The organism is Scytonema millei VB511283 (genome assembly GCF_000817735.3).
In the GTDB taxonomy this organism is placed as follows: Bacteria; Cyanobacteriota; Cyanobacteriia; order Cyanobacteriales; family Chroococcidiopsidaceae; genus Chroococcidiopsis; species Chroococcidiopsis millei_B.
The window spans coordinates 86191-108619 of sequence record NZ_JTJC03000010.1 but is presented as its reverse complement, the minus strand read 5'-3'; the positions used below and the strand labels follow the sequence as shown (position 1 = coordinate 108619).

Annotated in this window: 25 protein-coding genes; 7 read left to right on the top strand and 18 right to left on the bottom strand. The window is 44.6% G+C overall.

Annotation, left to right across the window (positions count from 1 at the left end; genetic code table 11):
- Positions 1–221: 221 nt before the first annotated feature.
- The 4 genes from QH73_RS24365 to QH73_RS24350 all read right to left on the bottom strand — a co-directional run bounded on the left by QH73_RS24365 (position 222) and on the right by QH73_RS24350 (position 4502).
- A complete protein-coding gene (locus QH73_RS24365; protein ID WP_039713022.1) occupies positions 222–935 on the bottom strand; it encodes a J domain-containing protein in 714 nt (237 codons plus the stop codon).
- 15 nt (positions 936–950) lie between these two features.
- A complete protein-coding gene (cysK, locus tag QH73_RS24360) occupies positions 951–1913 on the bottom strand; it encodes a cysteine synthase A (RefSeq protein WP_039713023.1) in 963 nt (320 codons plus the stop codon).
- 79 nt (positions 1914–1992) lie between these two features.
- A complete protein-coding gene (locus QH73_RS24355) occupies positions 1993–2430 on the bottom strand; it encodes an RrF2 family transcriptional regulator (RefSeq protein ID WP_015157488.1) in 438 nt (145 codons plus the stop codon).
- Between the two features lie 251 nt (positions 2431–2681).
- On the bottom strand, positions 2682–4502 hold the full coding sequence (locus tag QH73_RS24350; protein ID WP_039713024.1) for an iron uptake porin: 1821 nt from the start codon (positions 4500–4502) through the stop codon (positions 2682–2684).
- A 702-nt stretch (positions 4503–5204) separates the two neighbouring features.
- Between QH73_RS24350 and QH73_RS24345 the strand changes: the two genes are divergently transcribed.
- A complete protein-coding gene (locus tag QH73_RS24345; protein ID WP_039713025.1) occupies positions 5205–6056 on the top strand; it encodes a universal stress protein in 852 nt (283 codons plus the stop codon).
- A 139-nt stretch (positions 6057–6195) separates the two neighbouring features.
- Here QH73_RS24345 and psbM read toward each other — a convergent pair whose 3' ends face one another.
- The 6 genes from psbM to QH73_RS24315 form a co-directional block, all read right to left on the bottom strand.
- Complete coding sequence (gene psbM, locus QH73_RS24340) at positions 6196–6309, bottom strand: photosystem II reaction center protein PsbM (protein ID WP_015157485.1); 114 nt, start codon at positions 6307–6309, stop codon at positions 6196–6198.
- Positions 6310–6590: 281 nt separating this feature from the next.
- Positions 6591–6890, bottom strand: coding sequence for a 2Fe-2S iron-sulfur cluster-binding protein (locus QH73_RS24335; RefSeq protein ID WP_039714396.1), 300 nt, complete (start codon positions 6888–6890; stop codon positions 6591–6593).
- 130 nt (positions 6891–7020) lie between these two features.
- Positions 7021–8148, bottom strand: coding sequence for a PrsW family glutamic-type intramembrane protease (locus QH73_RS24330; RefSeq protein ID WP_052289699.1), 1128 nt, complete (start codon positions 8146–8148; stop codon positions 7021–7023).
- Positions 8149–8154: 6 nt separating this feature from the next.
- A complete protein-coding gene (locus QH73_RS24325) occupies positions 8155–9078 on the bottom strand; it encodes a class I SAM-dependent methyltransferase (protein WP_039713026.1) in 924 nt (307 codons plus the stop codon).
- A 191-nt stretch (positions 9079–9269) separates the two neighbouring features.
- Positions 9270–9704 carry a large conductance mechanosensitive channel protein MscL gene (gene mscL, locus QH73_RS24320; RefSeq protein ID WP_039713027.1) on the bottom strand — a complete coding sequence of 145 codons (435 nt, stop codon included), beginning with the start codon at positions 9702–9704 and terminating at the stop codon, positions 9270–9272.
- 117 nt (positions 9705–9821) lie between these two features.
- A complete protein-coding gene (locus QH73_RS24315; RefSeq protein ID WP_039713028.1) occupies positions 9822–10406 on the bottom strand; it encodes a DNA-3-methyladenine glycosylase in 585 nt (194 codons plus the stop codon).
- 146 nt (positions 10407–10552) lie between these two features.
- Here QH73_RS24315 and QH73_RS29005 point away from each other — a divergent pair, with 146 nt between their 5' ends.
- Positions 10553–10675 carry a DUF8629 family protein gene (locus QH73_RS29005; RefSeq protein ID WP_015157479.1) on the top strand — a complete coding sequence of 41 codons (123 nt, stop codon included), beginning with the start codon at positions 10553–10555 and terminating at the stop codon, positions 10673–10675.
- A 251-nt stretch (positions 10676–10926) separates the two neighbouring features.
- Positions 10927–12612: an MBL fold metallo-hydrolase gene (locus QH73_RS24310; protein ID WP_039713029.1), complete on the top strand. Its 1686-nt coding sequence runs from the start codon at positions 10927–10929 to the stop codon at positions 12610–12612.
- A 51-nt stretch (positions 12613–12663) separates the two neighbouring features.
- Here QH73_RS24310 and QH73_RS24305 read toward each other — a convergent pair whose 3' ends face one another.
- The 6 genes from QH73_RS24305 to QH73_RS24280 all read right to left on the bottom strand — a co-directional run bounded on the left by QH73_RS24305 (position 12664) and on the right by QH73_RS24280 (position 19170).
- Complete coding sequence (locus tag QH73_RS24305; RefSeq protein WP_015157477.1) at positions 12664–12975, bottom strand: DUF6679 family protein; 312 nt, start codon at positions 12973–12975, stop codon at positions 12664–12666.
- Between the two features lie 664 nt (positions 12976–13639).
- The gene (locus QH73_RS24300; protein WP_052289700.1) at positions 13640–14845 is read right to left on the bottom strand and encodes a glycosyltransferase; all 1206 of its coding nucleotides are present in this window, start codon (positions 14843–14845) and stop codon (positions 13640–13642) included.
- Between the two features lie 528 nt (positions 14846–15373).
- Entirely contained in the window at positions 15374–16180 is an 807-nt protein-coding gene (locus QH73_RS24295) for a Nif3-like dinuclear metal center hexameric protein (RefSeq protein ID WP_039713030.1), read from the bottom strand.
- A gap of 80 nt (positions 16181–16260) precedes the next feature.
- Positions 16261–16665, bottom strand: coding sequence for a secondary thiamine-phosphate synthase enzyme YjbQ (locus QH73_RS24290; protein ID WP_039713031.1), 405 nt, complete (start codon positions 16663–16665; stop codon positions 16261–16263).
- Between the two features lie 66 nt (positions 16666–16731).
- Positions 16732–17820: a glycosyl transferase gene (locus QH73_RS24285; RefSeq protein WP_039713032.1), complete on the bottom strand. Its 1089-nt coding sequence runs from the start codon at positions 17818–17820 to the stop codon at positions 16732–16734.
- 129 nt (positions 17821–17949) lie between these two features.
- On the bottom strand, positions 17950–19170 hold the full coding sequence (locus QH73_RS24280) for an aminotransferase class V-fold PLP-dependent enzyme (protein ID WP_039713033.1): 1221 nt from the start codon (positions 19168–19170) through the stop codon (positions 17950–17952).
- Between QH73_RS24280 and QH73_RS24275 the strand changes: the two genes are divergently transcribed.
- The 4 genes from QH73_RS24275 (at position 19129) to QH73_RS24260 (ending at position 20457) form a co-directional block, all read left to right on the top strand.
- The gene (locus QH73_RS24275; protein ID WP_165587772.1) at positions 19129–19296 is read left to right on the top strand and encodes a hypothetical protein; all 168 of its coding nucleotides are present in this window, start codon (positions 19129–19131) and stop codon (positions 19294–19296) included. The genes QH73_RS24280 and QH73_RS24275 overlap by 42 nt on opposite strands.
- Positions 19297–19328: 32 nt before the next feature.
- A complete protein-coding gene (locus QH73_RS24270) occupies positions 19329–19742 on the top strand; it encodes a VOC family protein (RefSeq protein ID WP_236147159.1) in 414 nt (137 codons plus the stop codon).
- Positions 19743–19846: 104 nt separating this feature from the next.
- On the top strand, positions 19847–20068 hold the full coding sequence (locus QH73_RS24265; protein WP_039714399.1) for a YlcI/YnfO family protein: 222 nt from the start codon (positions 19847–19849) through the stop codon (positions 20066–20068).
- A gap of 23 nt (positions 20069–20091) precedes the next feature.
- Positions 20092–20457: a hypothetical protein gene (locus QH73_RS24260; RefSeq protein ID WP_039713034.1), complete on the top strand. Its 366-nt coding sequence runs from the start codon at positions 20092–20094 to the stop codon at positions 20455–20457.
- A 28-nt stretch (positions 20458–20485) separates the two neighbouring features.
- On the opposite strand, the gene QH73_RS24255 is transcribed toward QH73_RS24260, so the two are convergent.
- Both QH73_RS24255 and QH73_RS24250 read right to left on the bottom strand, forming a co-directional pair.
- Positions 20486–20926, bottom strand: a complete 441-nt coding sequence (locus QH73_RS24255; RefSeq protein ID WP_039713035.1) for a hypothetical protein — start codon at positions 20924–20926, stop codon at positions 20486–20488.
- 1 nt (position 20927) lies between these two features.
- On the bottom strand, positions 20928–22418 hold the full coding sequence (locus tag QH73_RS24250) for a hydroxysqualene dehydroxylase (RefSeq protein ID WP_039713036.1): 1491 nt from the start codon (positions 22416–22418) through the stop codon (positions 20928–20930).
- Positions 22419–22429 lie beyond the last annotated feature (11 nt).

Below are 22429 nucleotides of genomic sequence, written 5' to 3'. Positions count from 1 at the left end.
CTGAATCCATCCCGAACTCAGGTGTGAAACGCGACTGCGGCGACGATACTCTGGGGGTTGCCCCACGGCACAATAGCTCCGCGCCAGGTCGATTTTTTTATTATACAAAGCCCTCTTTTCATATAGATAAAGAGGGCTTTATTTTTTTAGTCTTTTTCGTCAAATTCTAAGTCTATCTATTATGTGTCAACTTGAGGAAAACTTCAATATGACTTGACTTCTTAAGCGATTGCCTCTACTGATTTTTGTGCCTCACAGTGCAATCCGTGAGCAATCCGAAACATCTCTTGCCCAACGTGCAAATAACGTTCATCATAGTTAAGCGGAAAGTAGGCTAATTCATCTAATCCATCCGCTACTTGATTAATACAGTAATAAAGATGCGCTGCTGCTTTGCCCATGCTGGGTGGGTTTGGCCTTGAACGAAATGTCTTTTGAGCTTGTTTCAGCCAGTCCTTACAATCGACAATGTAAGCCTGAAACTTGTCCAAAAGTTCGTCATCAAACGGATCGGCAGATAATTCTTCGATTTGTTGTTCTAAAGAGTTTAAGATTCGACATAGCGATCGATTAACAGGTTGATATACTTGCTGCATCCATTGTTCTATCTGTTCGTCAGCATCTCTACCACTAGGACGATTTTGGTAGGAAGAGCGAGCATTTGGGCGCTGGGACGATCGCTGTTGTGTGGTAGTTGAATAAGGCGATCGCTTGGGCGCACCTACTCCTAATTGGCGATCGTACTGCCGACGGCTTTGAACGTCGCTCAACACTTCATAAGCAGCGTTAATCTGAATAATCCGATCGCGATCGCCTGTCTTAGGATTCGTGTCGGGATGAAATTGCTTCACCAAGTGGCGATAGGCAGATTTGATCTCCGCTTGGCTGGCATTAGGTTGAATTCGAAGGATTTCGTAGTGATTTGAGTGAACCATTCAATCACTTTAGCGTTAACTAACCGTGGCGGGTAGTCTCGGCTCAAGATCTTGAAACAATGGCGTACTCAAGTAGCGTTCGCCAAAGCTGGGCTGAATCATCACAATTAGCTTGTCTTTATTTTCTGGACGCTGAGCTACCCGAACTGCCGCAGCCAAAGCCGATCCAGAAGAAATCCCCGATAGCAACCCTTCTTCCTTTGCCAAACGCCTACCGTAGGCGATCGACTCCTCATCGGTTACGGTAATGACTTCATCAATCAAGTCTACTTTTAGCACTTGCGGTACGAACCCCGCTCCAATACCTTGAATTTTATGAGGTCCTGGGCGACCTCCCGATAGTACGGGACTGTTAGCTGGTTCGACTGCGATCGCTTTAAAACTGGGTTTTCTGGCTTTAATAACTTCCGCGACTCCAGTAATTGTCCCACCAGTGCCAACACCAGCAACTAAAATATCCACCTGACCATCTGTATCTTGCCAAATTTCTTCAGCCGTTGTCTCTTTGTGAATTTTGGGGTTAGCAGGGTTGCGGAATTGCTGCAACATGTAAGCATTCGGCATTGATTCCACAATTTCTTGTGCCCGCCGAATTGCACCACTCATCCCTTCGATGCCTGCTGTCAGTTCTAACTCTGCCCCATAAGCCCGCAGCATAGCTCGACGTTCGGCACTCATAGTTTCCGGCATCGTCAAAATTAACTGATATCCCTTTGCTGCTGCTGCCATTGCCAGAGCAATACCCGTGTTGCCAGAAGTTGGTTCGACTAAAATCGTTTTGCCAGGGGCGATCAATCTCTCCTGTTCGGCAGCATTAATCATGCTGATGCCAATCCGGTCTTTGACCGAAGCGGCAGGGTTCATGCTTTCCAATTTTACGACAATTTGGGCAACACAACCTTCACCTTGCGGAATCCGATTCAACTTTACTAGAGGAGTACGACCGATTAATTCTGTAATATCGTGGGCAATACGCATGGTTTGTCCTTTATCATTTGTTAGTTGTCATTGGTCAGTTGTCATTTGTTGTCACCAATGACCAATGACCGATGACCGATCAGATATAGTACATAATATCGAGTTGTCGTCTGGCAGCTATCTGTTCGCAAAGATTTTGTAAGGTATGCTGCTGCAAGACCATATTTGCTGCTTGTCGAGCTTCATGCCAAATCTCATGCACGACAGCAGTTTCTAACGTTCTAGGCTTACTTTCTTCTTCAGTAGCTCTTGCTTCTATACCTTCTAGGCAGACCAAAACCTCTAGTAAAGTAATTTTCCAAGGTTCTCGCGCTAGGATGTAGCCTCCCTTGGCTCCCCGTTGGCTTTTGACTATACCACCGCGTCTTAAGGTTGCTAGTAGTTGCTCTAAGTAGCGGTCTGGAATGTTTTGTTGAGCTGCTATTTGCCGAATTTGCAAGGGTTCACCGCTTTGGTAGCGAGCTGCTAGCTCCGAGAGGGCAAGCAGAGCATATTCTGATTTACACGACAGTTCCACAAGCTAGTTCCAAAAAGTTGAAGGATATTTTAATTTTTGGTCTTAACTCCTCTATTATACCCCGGTTCTCCACTGGGGTTTGATAGATTTGTGATTTGTCACTTGTGATTTGTCAAGGGGTTTATCAAATGATAAAAGACAGATGACGAATGACCAACAAAAAACCCCGCTGCGATCGCGGGGTATGATGATTGAGAAAACGACTGATTCCAGAACTTAAGAGTCACTCAAATTAGTCGGTAACCAAAACTTTAGAAGTTGAATGTTGTGCGAAGCGTACCGATGATTGCATCTTCATCGCTGCCAGTTTGACCAACTCGGTTGAGCCAAATCACACCAGGAGTGACGGAAATATTATCGGTAAGTTGGTAGCGGTAGAAGCCTTCAACGTGGAGTCCATATTCATTACTGAAATCTCTGACACCAGGAGCATCTAGAGATGTTAATGTTGGTTGCACGCCAGCAAAAATACCTAACAGGTTACCTTCTTTGCCCAGGTCAGAGAAAGCTACACCGCCACCAAATGACCAGATATCACCATTACCACGACCAATGAGAGTAGCGTTGGTGTAAGACCCGAAGCCGCTGATCGAGATGGTGTCGCTTAATCTGAAAGAACCAGAAAGACCGTAGGAGTTAGAGGAGATTGGGACAGTATCAGCGCCCACAGCGGCACCTAGAAGCCTGGATGGGTTGTTTGCTTCCAGCGTACCAACAACACCAGTACTACCGGCATAGTTGAAGATATCCGAGTTTTCATCGTCATCTGGATTGAGATTACCCAGGGAAGCTCCAGTATTGTAAGCGTTGACGTAAGTTGCTGCTAGGGCAATGCGATCGCCAAAGTTGAAGTTTAACTGTCCTAGTGCGGCATAATCACCGTTAAACAAGCCAGCCCCTTGACTTGGATCTTGAGCATTTCTAGCAAAATATCCAGCTGTGATACTAGGCTTAAAACCACTAGCTTCACCAAAAGGAGCGATGTTGATACCCAAACCTGCCCCACCACCAATCCGATAGATCGGGTTTTCGGAAGCGAAGGTTGATATTGCCCCACGACCACCATCAAAATCTTCAAAGAAGGGGTTGTTGGTAGGAGCGTAGTCAGCGTGAACGCCTCCTGCTGCGGCTAGATAGGCTCTGGAGTTTTCGCCAATTGGGAGTTTAAAGTCGTAAGCTGCCCAATCTACAACAACATCGTTACCGTTGTCTGCTGGGTTGAAAGTAAGAGTGTTTTGGTAAGTATCTTCACCCACATCTAAGCGGGTCGCATTACCAGCTGATAAACGAGTGTGAAGGATATCGCTACCAGTGAAACTGGTTTGGAAGTCCAACCGCACCCGATCCTGGAAAACGGTATTTGCATCGGTATCTCCGCCGAAAGCATCGCTGACAGCAGCAACCACTTCGCCCACGAGTTTTGTGGTAGTCGAGAACTGATTTGCCTCTAGTTCTGCGACGTTAGCTTCTAGACTGTCTACCCGTCCGCGCAGAGTTGCCAGTTCCGCAGAGAATTCTTCTTGCAATCTTTGCAGGGTAGCTAAGTCTTCCTTGCGGACTTGATCGGCTGTTCCAGCAGCAATCAATTCGTTAACGCGATCGAGGGCAGCGTTCAAACCTGCGGCAAACTCATAACGAGTCATGGCACGGTTACCTCGAAACGTGCCATCAGGATAACCTGCAATCACGCCATAGCGTTCTACCAAAGATTGCAAGGCTTGGAACGCCCAATCTGTAGGCTGCACGTCTGATAGTTGAGAAACTGAGGTGACTTGTGCGATATTGTTGCGATCGCCGCGACCTTCATTCCCATAACGGTTGATTTCGGAAATTGTATTGTCAGTTTCAGGGGGAGCAGGAGCAGTTGGCACTTGTTGTGCGATTAGCGTTCCCTGTGGTTTTGTAACGCCACTATTGACAATAGTTGTCTCTTTGGCTTCAATAGCAGCATTAAGTTCTGAAACTGCTGGGGCGCTGTTTGGTGTAGTAGCGATCGCAGATGTTGAAACTGCGAGTGCGGCAGTCAGCCACGCTGGGCTGAGAATAACGGCTTTCCACAATAACCTAGACATATTCCTTTTTTCCCTCACACCTTTAATCAATCTATATACTCAACTGTTACCTTCGTCTTGCGATCGCGGTACAGCTAGCTTACTAGTATCTGTATATAAGATACTTCATATTTAGTTTAACTCCGTTCTCGAATAGTGCAATACTCAATCTAAAAAAAGATTAATAAAATCCAAACAATATCATCTCAATCCAATCTCCATCCAAGCTTCAGCAAAATTTGCTACACAGCTCTACAGTTCATATGAGTGACAGTTGAAATAGTGTCACTCAAAAGTTTACTTTCCACTTGCTTTGAACTAATCCTAGCCAGCGTGATGATGTTGTGCGAACTGCTGAAAGTATTGTTATTGGTGTCAGTCCAAGCACAAATTTGAAGCAATCTTCACGCTCTTGCTGCTTGGGGAGAAACAACAATTGAAGCGATCGGATTTTGCGATCTTCTCACCCTCGACCTTAACAAATTTTAAAATACTTTTTTTCTATTTATTATATAAGCTAACTTAAATCATAGTTTATCTATCTTTAAAGAAGATAACAAATTGTCAAACTTATTGCAGCAGTATGACCATTATGCTTAAGAATAATAAGTAAGAGATGATGGCTTGCTAAGCTGCTTGAGCTAACTGAAAAAAGCAAATTCTAACCCACTCATCCATTAAAAAGTATAAAAAATAGACGCAATTCACTACCGGGTTAAATCAATGATTGAAAAAATTTTGCTTGCTGTTTCAGGACTGGGACACGCAGAAGAAATGCTCAAGAATTTGAAAGAGATTCCATCGATCGCACAGGCAAAAGTAACTGTTTTACATGTAGTTCCTTCCCAAGCAACTTCTGCTGGAATGACAACCAAGCTAGAGGAAGGTAATAAAATTATCGCAAATGCTGTGGAGTACTTAGGGTTAGATCCTAGTCGAACTATCACTATGCTGCGACAGGGAGAACCCAAAGACGTAGTATGTCAAGTAGCAGATGAGATTGACGCTGACTTAATTATTATGGGTTCGCGAGGACTCAAGCGGTTGCAAGCAATTTTATCTAACTCTGTCAGTCAATACGTATTTCAATTATCCTCGCGTCCTATGTTGCTGGTGAAGGATGACATTTACGTAAAAAAAATCAACCGCATCATGGTAGCTTATGACGGTTCCGATGCGGCAAAACAATGCTTGCAGTTAGCACTATTTTTGCTGAGAGATATTAAAGGCAGTCAGCTAGTCTTAGCATATGTCAATAAGGATTTGAGCGGGAAACAAGGAGAAGTCACCCTAGCAGCAGCAGAAAAAGATCCAGTTTTGGCTGGGGCGATCGCTGAAGCGAAAAAGCAAGGAGTGCAAACCCGCTGCATCACTAGTATGGGCAAGCCAGGCGAAGAAATTTGCCGCTTAGCTGAAGATATGTCTGTAGACTTACTAATGCTGGGTTCACCCGATCGCCGTCCATCCGTGGCTAAAAGTTTTGTTGACATCGATCGCTTAATCGGTTCATCGCTATCAGATTACGTTCGTGTCAATGCTACATGTCCCGTGCTGTTAGCGCGGACGGTTGGTTGAAGAGCGAGAAGAGAAAGTCGCCAAGCAAGACAAGTCACAATTCAATCCTACACCCCGTGAACTAATAACTAAAAACCTCTGTAGTTATTTCTACAGAGGTTTTGTTTTTGATTTAAAGTAATTGACAAAACAGTGATGATTAATCTTTTTTTCCTTCGCGGCTAGCGGTTTGGATGTAAAGAATGATTAAAAACACAGATGGAACTAGCACAAATAAGATGCTTGCCACAAAGCCTAAATCGTTTACTTGCATCGCCAGAAAGCCTCTTTTATACGGGGGTTTGACTCTTTCAGGATATCATCAATGCGTGACACACAGGGAGGGGCGAGTCAGCGACCAGTTATTCAGTTATCAGTGAGGAATAGGGTGTGGGGTGTGGGAAGTGTGGGGTGTAAGAATTTTGAATGCGTGAATGCGTGAATGCGTGAATTGTTTTGCTCCCGATCGCTCCCGATCGCTCCCGATCGCTCCCTCAGCTTCCCCAGCTCCCTCAGCTCTCCATTATCCCCCTTGTCTCCCTACTCCCTGCTCCCTCATTTCGGTTTAGTAACAACGCTAACTGGTCCGTTGACTAAAGTTTGACAAGCAAGACGATAGTTAGCTGGCTTTTTCTTCAGTTTTTTGTTTTCAACTGGAGTACGGGGTGAGAGATTTTCTATACCTTCAACAATCTCTACGATACAAGTACCGCATTGACCATAGCCGCCGCAGTTCATCATTTTACCCCAAGTCGTATAGAGATCGATACCATTTTCTAGAGCTTTGATGCGGAGGTTTGCCCCATCAGCGGCGATCGCCTCCCGATTTTCTTGCACAAATTTGATGTTAGCCATAGCTGCTCTCTTTACCTGGGTTTCTGTCTCTCCGCCCTGCATCATAATACTTTGCTGAAACAAAAATCATATGTCTTGTTAATTATGTTAAATGATTGCGAAGTTTTATAAATAATTTTTCTAAAGAGTATCATGACGAATTGCGCCGACTAGCAGCAAACCTCAAGTATCGATAAATTCCCCAGGCGATCGCTCCAGGAATCGAATTGAGTGCCGAGCGACTCGCGATGAACCAGATATTTTCTGGTTCGAGTAGCTGGACGGGATGTAAAGGGCTAAGAGTTCTGACAAGCAGAAAAAAGCCAAAAATTGCATTACCACCAAGCATCAGAGCAAACACAACCAACCCTCTTTGCCAGTAGCGATGGATGGATGTCATGCCAGAAATCAGGATAATTGATGGCTGATGCTGCACCTGTCGCCACCATCCTTCCATGCGCCAAAAGAGCCAGAGCAAAAATGGAAATAGTAAGTAGCTCAAAAAATTTAATGGTGGGTTGTAGCGCCAAGCACTAGAAAATATATTGACGAGAGCATGACAAACAATTGCGTTTATTAAGAAGTGGTGCGTGGTGCGTAGGTAATTGGTAATTGGTAATTGGTAATTGGTAGTTGGTAATTGGTAGTTGGTAGTTGCTCCCCTGCTCCCTGCACCGAAGCGCTCCCTGCACCGAAGCGCTCCCTGCACCGAAGCGCTCCCTGCACCGAAGCGCTCCCTTGCTAAGGCATAGCCAAAAGCTGCTGAGAACAGGGAATGAATTGGAGTACCGATCGCGCGCTCGAATACAGTTGCTACGCCATTAGATAAATAAACCCAGCTTTCTTGAGCAGTGAATCCTAAAGCGATCGCGATCGTCTCTATAAAGATAGAGAGAGCAGGCGATCGCCTGTTACCACTACGACCTACTAACCAGCGAAATGTAACTACTCCCGCTAACTTACATCCCTCTTCTATTGGGGCGATAAACACCAACTGGCGTACAGCTACACCAGCAAGAGTACGAGTAAATCTTTGCCAATCCTCCCACTGGCTGATAGTATGCTCGAATATCCACTCTAGACCCAAAGCAATACCACCAAAAATTGCGCCCCAACCGAAGCACAGCAGTAATGGAAAAAGGGGAGGTGACGCAGTTGCTCGACGATAGTAATAAATCAGTAGCAGTAGTGGTGGAATGACTGCCCAAATGAATTCGGAATTCGGAATTTGGAATTCGGAATTAAATACGTTCCACTCTGCCCGCGCACCACGCACCACGCACCACTAGTGCTTCACCTGAGCCACAATCGTTCGGTGGCGGGGGCTGTTGCAGGTGATAGTAGGTGGATGGAAACCTACCGCTACGATGGCTTGAGCAATATCCAACGTGAAATACTCGTCTAGATATGGCTCGGTGCTTTTGAGTAGCGTCAAGATGTATGGTGGCATCTGGGCATAGATTGCTGACTGGGGATTCATGTCCATAATTGCCAAATATCCGCCCGGACGCAATAAGCGCTGCATCTCCTGCAAGATCTGCCGCGTGGCTGACTGGGGCAATTCGTGACAGACGAGAAAAATCGAAACGAGATCGTAATTTGCTTCTGGTAGTCCTGTTGCTTCTGCGGCAGCGTGTACCCATTCGATTTCAGTCAGGTTTTGCTGCTGCGATCGCTGATGGGCAACGGCAAGAAAATAGGGTGATAAGTCTAAACCAGTAATTTTTGCTTGGGGATAGAGTGCTTTCAAGGCAAACGTACTCATACCCACGCTACAGCCTACATCAAGAATTGCTTGCGGGCTTTTAGGAAGTTGACTTTTGACGATTTCATGATAGCTCTGACGAAGTTTAGCATCGCCAGCCGCGCCTGCATCAGACCAAATTCCTGCATGAACGGCACGCGCAGCGACTTCTACCTCAAAAGCTGCATCCCAACTGAGATTGCCTTGTTCGTAAGCGTGGAAAGAGCAGCAATAATACTCGGGATATTGCAATTGAGGATTGTATATCTGTTGCCAGTGACTTTCCCATTCTTGAGAGCGCAATTCTCGGACTATTTTTGTCCAGGGTACGCCGATTTTCTCTGCTCGTTTCACCATCATTTGCCGTGCTTGATGCTTAGCTAAGTTAGCCAGAGGCTTAATTGCCAGCACGGTGTTTACCAAGCGGGAACCTAGTCCCGTAGCAGTATTTGCAGCAACGGTCATGAGTAAGAGTTAAAACAATTTGTTTATAAGCATTTCTGGTCGGCTAAAAGCCAACTGACGTTTTGCGTTGACTTTTAGTCAACAGACATTTCTGGTTGGCTAAAAGCCAAGCAATACTGCAATTTTACAAGCTTTGGATCTTATGAGATAGGGGTGCGATCGCACCTATGTTTATCTTGCTCAACTTGGGATTAACCCAAGTTCCGAGTCTCAATTGTGGTCGTGAGGCGATCTAATGCTCCTGTTAATCTTTCTTGGGCAATCACAGCGGGATCGGCTGGTGCAGCTTCAGCAGCTTCTGGACTGCGGGAAAATCGGCGCTGGGCTTTTTCAAAGGCACGGATAATTAAGAAAAGGCAAAAAGCAATGACTAAAAAGTTGAGAATAGCTGCCAGAAATACACCGTATTTGATGCCGTTGACCGATAAATTTTGTAAATCTTGAACGTTAGCAGCCTGCAATGCCGGATTGAGAATTATGGGCGTAACAATATCTTCTACGAAAGAGGTAACGATCTTGCCAAATGCGCCACCGATAACAACTGCAACTGCCAAGTCAATGACGTTGCCGCGCATGATAAACTTGCGAAAATCTGCCCAAAAACCGCCGCCGTTACTACGTGCCATAGTTTTGTCAATCCCCTTTTATGTAGAGATTTGATGTTTAGATGAGGATTATACAGGTTTTTTGGGTTTTTGCTCAAATGCGAGCGCGCTATTTGTTACAAATGCTACATGTCATAGCTAAACTTTAGAAACAGCCGGACAATCCTGCACGTACCACCGCCAAGGTAAATCTACACCTTGAGATAGTCCGATCCGTGTTGTCTGGACGATCGCAAATTCTTGCTGGCGTTGTTCGAGCCATAGCGGTTGTCCTGGTTGTAATATAGTTCCGTTTAAGCTGCGATCGATCTGCAAAACCCGGCACAGCTTACCGGGTCCAGCCGCTAGACGGTGCAAGTTTTCTTTACTGCCGATTTCCCAGCCACTAGGCAAGCACTCCAGTTGTAAAGCGCGAATGAGTACAGCACTAGGAATTCCTTCGCAGTCCGTGACGACATTCAGACAGTGGTACATACCATAGATTTGATACACGTATGCTCTCCCTGCCATGCCAAATACAACTTGATTGCGTGGGGTGACACGCCGATATGCATGAAAAGCTGGATCTCCAGGGGCATAAGCTTCTGTTTCGACGATCGCTCCCCTGAGAATTTGTCCAGAAGGCAATCGCCTGACTAGAGTGCAGCCAATTAATGCTGGTGCAACTTCAGTAGATGGACGGCTGAGGGTAGAAGGTTCTAAAATCTGATGGAAGAGAGTCAATTTACCAGCAATTATTTATTTACAATTAAACGGATGAAGGCTGTTAGCGATCGCCCGATCGCGCTCTGCTAATATCCCCAGAGTAGAAGTCTCTCGACTGCAGCTCATTATGTTTATCGAGACTTAAAGAGAGGAATAGTCAAGAAATGGATATCAAACTTGTCTTAGTAGGATTAACGGTTGTATTTACTGTTTGTTGCCTATTTTTTGGCACGAAAAACGGATTTTACGATTCAGACAACTACCACGGTAACGGCTCTGCCCATTAACAGTGACCAGTGACCAGTGAAGAAAGGGTGTAGGGTGTAGGGTGTAGGTCAATTTTGAATTTTGAATTTTGAATCGATCCCTCAGCTGGGCGACTCTTTCTTCCCCGACTCCCGACTCCCGACTCCCGACTCCCTAACCCCTAGTTTCTATTCGCCGATCGCCTCATTCATGACCTAATTATCTTACAATTCATCGTTTTATATTTATCGCTGCGCTCCAATAGCGGCATTAGGTTTGAGTGGAGGGGAAGATGAGCGATCGCATGTCAGCATCGTCTATGCCTGTAGGGGAAGCAAATTCAGAACTAGAATGCTTTCCCTATGGTGTGAAGCATGGCGATGAAGGTGTCTGTTTAATGGTCAAGATGGGACCGTACCGCATTCTGCTCGATTGCGGATTGACGGACATTTCAGTTTTACAATCGGACCTAGAACAGTCTAAGTCTAATGGTTTACCTGTTGCTACCAATTTGCCAGTAGACCTAGTTCTGTGCAGTCATGCTCATCCCGATCATGCTAAAGGTCTACTATCCCTGCACCGCACCTTTCCGCAACTGCCAATTTATGCCAGTGAAGCAACAACTCGTCTGCTACCGCTGAATTGGTTAGATGATGATGGAAAGATGCCGCAATTTTGTCAAGCGCTACCTTGGCGATCGCCTGTGGAATTTCAGGATGGATTGACGGCTGAATTATACCCTGCTGGACACTTACCAGGGGCAGCAGCCATTCTCCTTACCTACGCGACTGGACGGCGCACTTATACAGTGTTTTACACGGGGGACTTTTTCTTATCTAACTCTCGCCTGGTGGAAGGTTTACCTTTAGAGGAGTTACGCGGTTTAGAACCAGATGTATTAATTATCGAAGGAACCTACGGCACGGCACGTCATCCGCATCGTCGCAACCAAGAAAATCAACTGGCTGAAAGAATTAATCGGGCGATCGCCAGTTCGTATTCTGTCCTTTTGCCTACATCGACTCTAGGTTTAGGTCAGGAAATTCTCATGCTGTTGCGCAGCCATCATAACTTTACTGGACGCAATCTCGATATTTGGGTTGATGGCAGTGTAGCTCAGGGCTGCGATGCTTATTTAGACTTACTACCCCATTTCCCCACGGCAGTACAAAACTTTGCCAAACATCAATCTTTATTTTGGGATGAAAAGGTACGCCCGCGAGTCCGCCGTCTACCACCCGAACAGCGAGGAATTGTCGGTCAATCGCCCTGTATCGCGATCGCAGATAATGTTACCGATTTAAGTCAATACTGCCAACCCAACACGGGACCCTGGTTAGTTCTTCTACCTGAAAATCCTGGTCATCCTAACGAGTTTCAACCCTCACTCCTCACTCCTCACTCCTCACCCCTGGTAGAGGTAGAAACCTACTTGCTAGCACAGCACAGCGATGGTCCTGGCACGACTCAGCTCATACACAACCTGCGACCGAAGCACGTAATTTTCGTTCATGGCGCACCAACTTATCTAGCTGACTTAGCTAGCCTGGAAGAATTACGCAACCGCTACCACTTACATTCTCCAGCCGTTGGCACGCTCGTCGATTTACCCATCGGCGATGTTTTCGTTCAACCAGCGGCTCCAGAAACGAATTATGAAGGAGAACTTAACGAATTAGGTACTGTCGTAACTATTACCCTGCCTGATGCCATTACCGCCGATCCTCGCTGGCGCAATTTTGCCGATACAGGCTTAGTGGAAGCTCGCTGGCAAGGTGAAGACTTAGTTTTGCGGGGCTTGTCGCCCCGCGAGTTGATGAACCAAAATGGCGATCGCTTAGCCTGGACGGATTTGAACTGCTGCGCTACCTGCAAGTTCCAGCGCGGACAGCGCTGTTGGAACCCAGAGTCTCCCTTGTTTGGCTTCAAGGTTACACCTGATGGCTACTGCCCTGCCTACGAACGCCAAGACGAATAAAAGAATAAAATAAGTAAAGGCGTTTTATTAAACGCCTCTACAAATTAGAACTTATTCAGGATTAGAATCAGTAAAGCGATTGCGAATGCGCTCTGCTTCGGGGCAGTCGTCAGAAACTAAGGGTTCGGCATTGCCTCGCGGTACAGAAGCTAGCTTCTGAGTCACTGCACCAATGCTTTCTAGGCGAACCATCTCCTCCCAAGAACAGATTTCGTCCTCTTCTTCAGTTTCATATCTGAGGGTGACTAAATCGCCTTCGATATCGATGATGCGGGCTTTCTCGATCCAGCGTTGCTGATCCCGCAAGAAGATACATACTTCACGCCCATCGCAACACAGTTGATAAATCTTGCGGTGTAGCATTTATTGCTTCTACCTTTCTCAACGTCGTTATACCTGTGGACTGTTGGGCTAAACCCTACTATATAATACCCAGTTTGAGCTACTTAACTTTACTCCAATTTGGCAATTATGTGTTTGTGTTTCAATTTTTGCTTGTATGTCGGTTTCATTTTATATTTCGGTCGCCAGCTATTGATTGAAACTACTACTGCGTCTACTGGACACAAAGAAGCTTGTTAGAGGTTATGGCGGTCATTAGCAGCGTTTTTGCTCATCCTTGCACTTCAACCATTTACAGTGGCTATCGACCGCGCTACATGCATTCAGCAACTTAAAAATTTGTGTACCACCTTTGCGCTAGACGTTTACTTGAATGAATTATGCCCTCCCCTCTGCCTTTTCGCTTTGAGTGGCATCGCTCTAAGCTTCAGATCGAGAAAACTCGACTTTTCAGCTCAATCTATTTTAATCAATTTTAACTCATTCTTTAGCAGCTCATCAGCTTGAATAGAGAAAAATCAGGGTTGTCTATAAATCTTTCTCGCTCTTTTACGCCATTTGACTGGTCATTTGTCATTTGTCATACTCTACGGGAAGGGCTTCGCCCTACGTCATTTGTCATTTGTCGCTGCTCGTGCGCTCCCTTGCTTCACTGGTTACTGATAACTGACAACTGATAACTGATTCATGCAACTGGCATCTGCGTTCTTTCTTGCTTGTGAATCTGGTCTGAGTGATGAGTCGATCGCTCCTCGCTATTTTTTCGAGTCAGTATTCTCTCGGCTAAGTTCTGTAAATTAGCTTTCCGAGCCATCATTGCTGGCGTACTATTGAGTCCGACTGTAGCCAAAATTGTTTCCCAACGGTAAACCCAATCGTGTTTTAAGAGTGAGTTGATAACATTGTTAGTACGTATTTTTTGCAAGCGATCGGGCTGGGAGTCGAGGTCGGCAAGAATTTCAGCTATATTAGGAGCATCGTAAGCAACTTTAATGACTGCATCCTCCCAGTCAAAACTTTGAGTGAAAGATTCGCATTCAGGAGGAACTCCTAGCATGACTGTTCCTGCTGCTGCACCTTCAAAAAAGCGTGCGCCTACTTCTTGTTGATCGCCAGTTGCATTTGTATCGTCAATTTTGGCGCGATTGGCAATAAAATAACGACTCTTTTTTAAAATATTCTTATATAAACTTCGGTGGTATCTATGATCGGTCGTGTATAAATCTTTGATAGTTTCATAGATATAAAAGAAATTAACTCTTTCAGACAAATCTAATAAAGCTTGATGCGTGACTTGCGATCGGCGACCAACACTATATAGATCGACGCTACGCTCTCTGTTGAGCGGATAAGGACAGAACTTAATTGCATCAATCCCAAATGGAATGTATTCACAAGGACGCTGAATTGTTTTAGTGACTTCCTCAATACTTTGGCTGAAGTTCATGAAAATATAGTCAAATTCTTGAAGAAAACTCAACTGAACTTTCCATTTCTCAATGTCTTTTGCCCAAATTTCATCGAGCCAAACTACTACTTTACGGCATTTGTTTCGCCAATTCTTAATTGAATTTATTGTAAGAATGTCTAGAGGAGACTGACAGATAACAAAAAATAATTCATACTCTTTATCTAGATTGACTTGTTTGAATAATGGATTAATTAGCTTGCTACTCCCAACAGCTTGAGCTACAGTATTAGCAATTCTATTTGTAACTTTGAACAAGTCGGGATTAAAAATTGGTGTCAGTATATCGGCTGAGTCGAATTGACAAATCAAATCTTCTAGCTCGTACAAATAACAGCGAGCGACATGAAATTTTATCTTTCGCAAAGATAGTAATAAGATTCGAGCGTTTTTCTTAGCATCGAGATTGAAGACTACTGACATATAGTTCACACCTACTCGAATATTAAACTTGTAGTTTTGACATAGCAATAGCTATGTCACAGCAAAGTTCTTCGCTTGTCTATGCAAGCGATCGCATTTATGCAACTAGTGAATTTATCCGATTGAGTCTGCCAGAATACTACAACAGCTCCTACCAAACTTCCGCAAATTAGTCATGACAAATTTTTTTGATATTGTGTAACAATTTGTTGACAATCAATGCGGTGATTTGATTTTTAAAATCAAATATTGCTATGAGTACTTAAACTTACTTAAAGCGGTAAAGTTAGTAGAAACAGTGTATGTATGTTAAGATGCTGCTGACGAAAATTAGTAAGAATTGTTTGCGGAAGTTGCTTAAACTCTTACTGCCTGAATAAACGTATTGTTTTATACTTTTTAGGGTACTTGCTCAATTTAAAGCAAATTGTAAAATATGCTACAAACTTTCTGGGAAAATGTAAAAATATATAACGGTTTTTGCTATAATTTACGTAAAATCGCGGAGGTTTTTGCGTTAAGAAGCTGCTAGCACTTATAAAAAAGCCGAAAATCTTCGTCTTGCTGACTAAGTTGCGCCCATTCGACTCCGGCAGTTTGAAGCTTTGTCACCAATCGATCGCAAGCTGGACGTTCGGTAGCGTAGTGTCCGGCATCAATTAGAATTAAACCGCGATCGCGACTTTCTTGAAATTGGTGAAACTTACAATCGGAAGTTAAATAAGCTTGCGCCCCTGTTTTTACCACAGCCGAAATAAAACTAGCACCAGATCCACCTAAAACAGCCACTCGCTCGATTGGTTTTTGTAAATCTGCCGTAGGAGAGAAAAGCAGATCGGGAGGGTTCAGTGCTGTTTGAATTTGTTGTAACAATTCTTGCAAAGTACAGGATGGGTTAATCTCTCCGACGCGACCGTAACCGAGTTCCGGCTGCGTTGGTACGATCGGCGTGACTTGCTTAAGTTGTAATAATTGCGCTAGCACGTCAGCAGTACCGTCTGCTACTTGGTCAAAGTTAGTATGAGCTGTATAAACGCCGATTTGGTGACGAAAAGCTAGGCGCGTCATATCTGCGATCGCATTTCCACTACACAAAGATTTCAGCGGACTAAAAATCAGCGGATGGTGGGCGAAAATTAGATTAACTGGAATCCCCGAGTTTTGTAGCGCGATCGCCTCTTGCATCACTGCTAGAGTTGGTGTCAAGCATACCAGTACCCTTGCAGGTTGCTCTAATATTCCTGGTTCAATCTGCCAACCAGAATTATCCCAACTTTCTTGCCAAGCAGGATTAGCCCAATTTTCAAACCAATTTATTAAATCTGAGATTTTCATTGCGATTGGTAGTTGGTAGTTGGTAGTTGGCAATTAGTAAGTGGTGAGAGATAAACTGTTTATTTCTGACTTACGACTTATTAAGCAATATGAACGACGAGTTCTCTAATATGGCTGCGCTGACGGTGTTCCCAAATGTAAATTCCCTGCCAGGTTCCTAATAATAATTGTCCTCTAGAAATGGGAATTTGTTCGGAAGTGTGAGTAAGGGCTGTGCGAATGTGGGCAGGCATATCATCTGCACCTTCAGCATTGTGGATGTAGTTTGCTGATTCTGGTACGAGTTTTGCCATGAAGTTTGCTAAATCTTGCAGTACATCAGGATCGGCGTTTTCTTGAATCACTAAGCTGGCAGAAGTATGGCGTAAAAATAAACTACACAGTCCAGTTTCTACACCGGATTGAGCAACAATTGCTTCAACCTTAGCAGTGATGTTAGTAAAAGATTTACCTGCGGTAGAAAGTCTAAGAATATGTTGATGCATGGTCAGTTATAAGGGAGCAGGGAGCAGGGAGCAGGGAGCAGTTATCAGTGAACAGTTAATTCCGACTTACGAGTTACAAGTTACGACTTCAAGCACGGCTTGGGCGATCGCTTTGTTGCCGTCTTTTGCTATAGGTTGAGATTGTTGGGGTGGTTGTGGCGGTTGGTGGAGAAATTCCCAGTGGCTTTGAAAAAATTCATCCGAGTTGAGAATTTGATGGTAAGAGTAATTCGCAATTCCATCAACTAAAAATTTAGCTTCGGCGAAGTTTGCACGAGTCAGGGTAACTATAGGAATTCCCACACCGACTGCTTCAGCAAAAGTGCCGTAACCTGGTTTAGAAATAACTCTGCCACAGAGGGGCATAAAATCAACTGGGCGTAACTTTTGGTCGGTAATTTTGATTAAATTTGGTAAGTTTGGAGCTGTAGCATCAAAAGTGAGGAATTGCCAATCGGGGAAAAGTTGGAGATTTTTAAACGGAATTTGTTGCAGACCTAAACCGCCAAAGGTGAGTAAAATAGTTTTCTCTATTAGGGTACTGATACCCCAATTAGATCGTAGCGTGTCGATCGCATGGCGGGGCGAACCACCAGTTAAACCGACATCGGTAATATTGGAAAAAGCACTCATCGGTTCGTGGAAAGGCAACCGGAATAGGCGATCGCATTGCGCGTAATGCTTGCCCATCCAATCGGCAATTTCGACAAATTCACCTCCCCAATCGCGATAAATGAAGTCCCATCCAAAGTTACTACTCATATAACAGGGAATACCTGCGGCATGGGCGATCGCTACTGCCAAAGGAGGGATATCGGCAAGGATCAGATTGACGCGATTTTGACGGATAAAGTTAACTTCTGAGGCAATTATCGAGCGTTCTTGTTTGCGGATTTGCTGTAGCTTTTCTAACGTGGCGGCTTTGTCCATCGTTAAGCTATCCGACTGTATTACACCCAAATCGAAGGCGCGGGGACGATAAATAAAATCTCCTTCTATGTAAGATTCCAGCAACCATCGGGGTGCGGTTGTCACCATGATGAGTAAGATATCGGGACACAACTGCTGGATCTTCGCTGCAAGTGAGGCGGTGCGGGTAGCATGTCCGAATCCGTGGTTGGTGATGGCTATGTATATGGTAGGTCTAGTTTGCATACGAAGTTAGAAATATTTATTGTCATGCAAAGACGCAAAGACGCTAAGCACCCTTTGCGCCTTCGCGCGGACACTTTGCTCAACGGGGGATACCCCCGCACGCAAGTGTCCTTGTCTTTGCGTGACATTTTAGCTTTGCTGGCAAAATCTTTCGATGCCTTCAATTAAGCGATCGATCTCGGAGGGGAGAGTAAAATAGTGGACGCAAGCCCTGACGCAGCTTGGATCGACAAGGGTGCGTGTCATTAAGCGATTTGATTCGAGAAATTGGACTAGTTTTGCATGAAGGGAAGATCGATCTTTGAGTTGGAAGGAAACGAGTCCGGCTTGGGGTGGGGCGTGACGCAGGCAAATAATATCTGATAATTCGTTTAGGCGTTGCCAGAGATATTGGCTGAGTTGGCAAATTTGTTGATAGCGTTCCTCGGCGGTTCCCCATTGCTGGTGGGTGGCGATCGCGGCTTTCAATCCTGCATACTGTGGAAAGGCTGATGTGGCGACTTCATAACGTCTGCCGTCTGGTTGCCACGCCTGGGGCTGTCCCTTACTATCCATAACTATACTCCGCCAGCCGATGAAGGTAGGCTGTAAGGGAGGACGCTTATCCGTGCCAAGAAGTGCTGCTGGACGGACGTATAAGCCGCCGACTCCGGCGGGTCCGCACATCCATTTATGACCCGTGAAGGCGTAGAAATCTGCCCCTAATTGAGTCAAATTTAAGGGTAATAAGCCGACTGATTGCGCTGCATCAACCAGAATTTGCACGGGGCGATCGCCTTGATGCTGACTGCATATTTCTACGATCTTGTCAATTGGCAAGACTTGACCTGTATTCCAGAGGATGTGACTGAGAATGACTAAGCGGGTGCGGGGTGTGAGGTGTTGGGCGACAACTGCGGCTGGATCTCCTTCGTTTAAAGTCGCCATGAGGGGACAGGTGGAAACTTCTACGCCGAAGCGTCGGGCAATTTCTTGGGTGGTGGCGATAACGCCTGGGTGTTCGCAGTCTGAGAGTAAGATATGGTCTTTTGCTTGCCAGTCAATTCCCCACAAGGCAATGTTACAGCCTACAGTGACATCTTCAGTGAGGGTAATGGTTTCGGGTGTGGCTTTTAGTTCAGTAGCAATTGCCTGTCTGGTTTTCTCTGTTTCTTGAGTAATCCAAGCGTTGACTTGGGAGGAGAAGGGACCGTTAAGTTGAATGTATTCGTGGGAAGCGATAATTGCGTCTATGGCTGCTTGGGGCATTGGTCCTTGCCCCCCATAGTTGAAGTAAGATTTATTTGCCAGGGCGGGGAATTGCTGGCGATGTTGTTGAGTTCGGGTTTGTGCCGCAGAGATGCTCGTCATGGTGTAGCAAGCGGGGAAAAACGCCATTCGCTCACTCTAGCATTATCTTTATGCTTGCGAAGAAGCGATCGCATGGGATATCAGGAAGAAATGGTTAAGTACATCAAAGTGTTGGGGCGATCGTAATATAATACATTTGTTCTATAGGTGAAGGAGGCTTGCATGACTCTTGGGACGTTGAACCACCTCTGCCTCATAGTCAAAAGTTTAGAACAATCCGAACCTTTTTACGATACGATTTTAGGATTCATGGGCTACCAGCAAGTAGAAAAAACGATCTGTACATTATGTGGTGGTTGCAGGATGCTGGAGCAATTAAAATTACTGTTGCCGATCCAGATTCTCCCAACAAATTTCACGATCGCTACTCCCCAGGTTTCCATCATCTTGCATTTAATGCCGATAGTCGAGAACGAGTAGATAGTTTATACAAATTAGTTCAAGAAATTGGCGCAACAGTCCTCGATCCTCCGGCAGAATATCAGTATTCACCTGGTTACTACGCCGTGTTCTTTGCCGATCCTGATGGGCTGAAGTTGCAGTTAGTGCATATGCCTAATTTACCTGAGTAGGGGCGGTCGCTTTTGATTCAGCGTCAAGATAAAAATTACTTGCGCTTTAAGAGTTATGATTTATTGTATAAAATCATTTATAGATGAGGGATGAGGATGAAATTATGACCAAAACTCAAGAAATAGTTCATTTGAATCTCGACTTATCTCCAGAGCTTAATGAAAAACTGGAAGAAATTGCTCAAAAAATCGGTGGTACTAAAAGCGATGTTTTGCGACAAGCGATCGCTTTGATGCAAATTGCGATCGCTGCTAAAGAGCAGGGTAAAAAGTTTGGAATTGCTGAATCAAATCAACCTCTAGCTACTGAAATTAATATACCTTGATATAAACAAGCCCTCACGTTTATATGCAAGAGCCACAAGAACCACAAGAATTAATTTCTGAAGGTTCTCTCAATTTATCATCTGCAACTGAGAAACTAGTCACCACAGGTTCCCTAAATCTATCTTCTCCTCAAGAAGCAGAATTTGAACGCAGAAATCGTGACAAAGATAAAGAACTCGAACGATATCAGAAATACATATCCTTTTGGATAAAAGATATTGCGGTTTTTATCGTAGCTCTAATTGTAGTTTTACTAATAGACTTTTATGCTTTCACACTTTTACAAAAAGATAATGCAACTGAGGGAGAAATAAGATTTGCGATCGCTACTCTTACTTCTACGGTTACAAGCTTACTGAGCTATTTGGTTGGTAGAGCCAGTAAATAAAAACGAAGATACAGTATTAAGCTAACTTTTATTCCAAATTATCTTCTTTCTCTTCCTCCAGGATTTCATTGATTAGTTCCTGAATCAACTCCCACTTTAGAGGTAAATCATAGCGAAGCCAGAATATTCCCTCATTACTAGTTCTGCCAAAATAGGGTTTAGTCTGTTGCGAGTACCAACTGACCCATTTCAGTACATCTTCTAAGTTTGTCAACTCTAAGTATATCAGAGGTAACAAAGCTTTTTTGATTAGCTCACTTTCCAATTCTGGTCGTTGCTTACAAATTGGAGCGATCGCACCAAAGTATACTTGAGCAACACAGTCGCAATTCGTAGCGATGGTAGCTGCAAACTGCTTGAAGCTTAACAGGATTTGCTCGTTACTGGTGCCGACTTCTCCGTTATCTAACTTCTCCAAAACTTGCAGGAAAGATTGCCAGTCCGATCTTGGTGCCAGTGTTTGATACATACTAGACATTAAAAATATTGCTCAAATTACGTAACTTTCCATTAAGCGATCGCATTATCTGTATATGCGGTTCGTCTGCTTCGACGGGGATAATTTCGGCTTTTGTCCCCTTACGCAATCTTTCTATAACTAAATTTGCTGCTTCTAAACCAGTGACGTAGGCTTTTTCTTGCGACCAAGAACCGTGTCGAGTAATAATCCAATCACCACTCATAAATAGATTATCTATACTCGTCTTGGCTGGCAACATATTCTGATAGCTACCAGGCGCAAAATGAGTCACTGCTCTAGATAATCGAATCACACTGCGATCGCGAATTTTAGCGGCTTGAAATTCTGGTACGCAAGTGGCTAAATAATCTTGCACCATCTGAACAATTTCCTCATCGCTCATTGGTAACAGTTGGTTGGCATGATAAAAATCTGCTTCAATTACTGTTTCTGATACATCGCGGTATTCATCGTGTAAAGCATTGAGATCGAAAAACGTCCAACCCGTGGTAACATCAAAACCAAAACAAGCATTGGAAGGACGGGGAATGTGAATTTTGCGATCGCACCATAGCCGAGTTGCTAATACGTCAACCGCACCTAAATTCATTAAATTGCGAAATTCTTTGCGACTTTGCAAGCTAGAACTACTACTAACAATTTTCTGCATTCCGCTGACTCCGACAGCAAAGATGACAGCATCCGCCTCAAACACTTCATCCCCGCAAACCACAGCTTTTGCTAAACCTTCACTATCAAGCAGAATGTCACTCACGCGACGGTTAGGCAGAATTTTTCCTCCCACCTGTTCGATTTGTTCCACCCAAGGACGAAAAATCTTTTCCCCTACCGTACCCCGACACCAAACCACGTCAAAATCTGGTTGGTGCGCCAAGATGAAATAATACAACATGCCCAAAGCCGCAGCCGCAGAACATTGTTCGCCTGGTGCAAATAATCCTACCAGCAACATCGGCTCAAATGAATCGCGGTAGAGTCTAGCCGATACGCCAAAATCTTTGAATAGTTCGCGGGCTGTAACTTTATCGTAACGCAGCCAAGCTGCATCGCTGTTATCAAAATCTACTACAGCATAGAGTAATGGTAATGCACTGAGGCGATCGCTTAAAGGTAATCGTTTGAACTGGGTGTAGAGAAAAGTTCCCAGTGGTGTAGGAAGGCGTGGTAAATCTTGAAAAATTGGCGACTCTACCTCTAAACCCGCAGGGGAATACTGGGAAGAACGGGTAAAAGGCGTAAAAGGATTAATCCCTAATTCCCGTACGAGGGAAAAGATATTGCTGTAAGGATACCAGAAACCGTGAATTCCTGCTTCTACCGATTGCCCCCCTGGAGTTTTCCAACCTGCAACCAAACCCCCAGGATAAGCACCTGCTTCTAACAGCGTCACATTGTAGCCTTGCTTTGCTAGGCGATATGTAGCTCCTAATCCAGCCCAACCAGCACCGACAACAACAACTTTGGGATTTTGAGATTCCATGTAGAGTCACT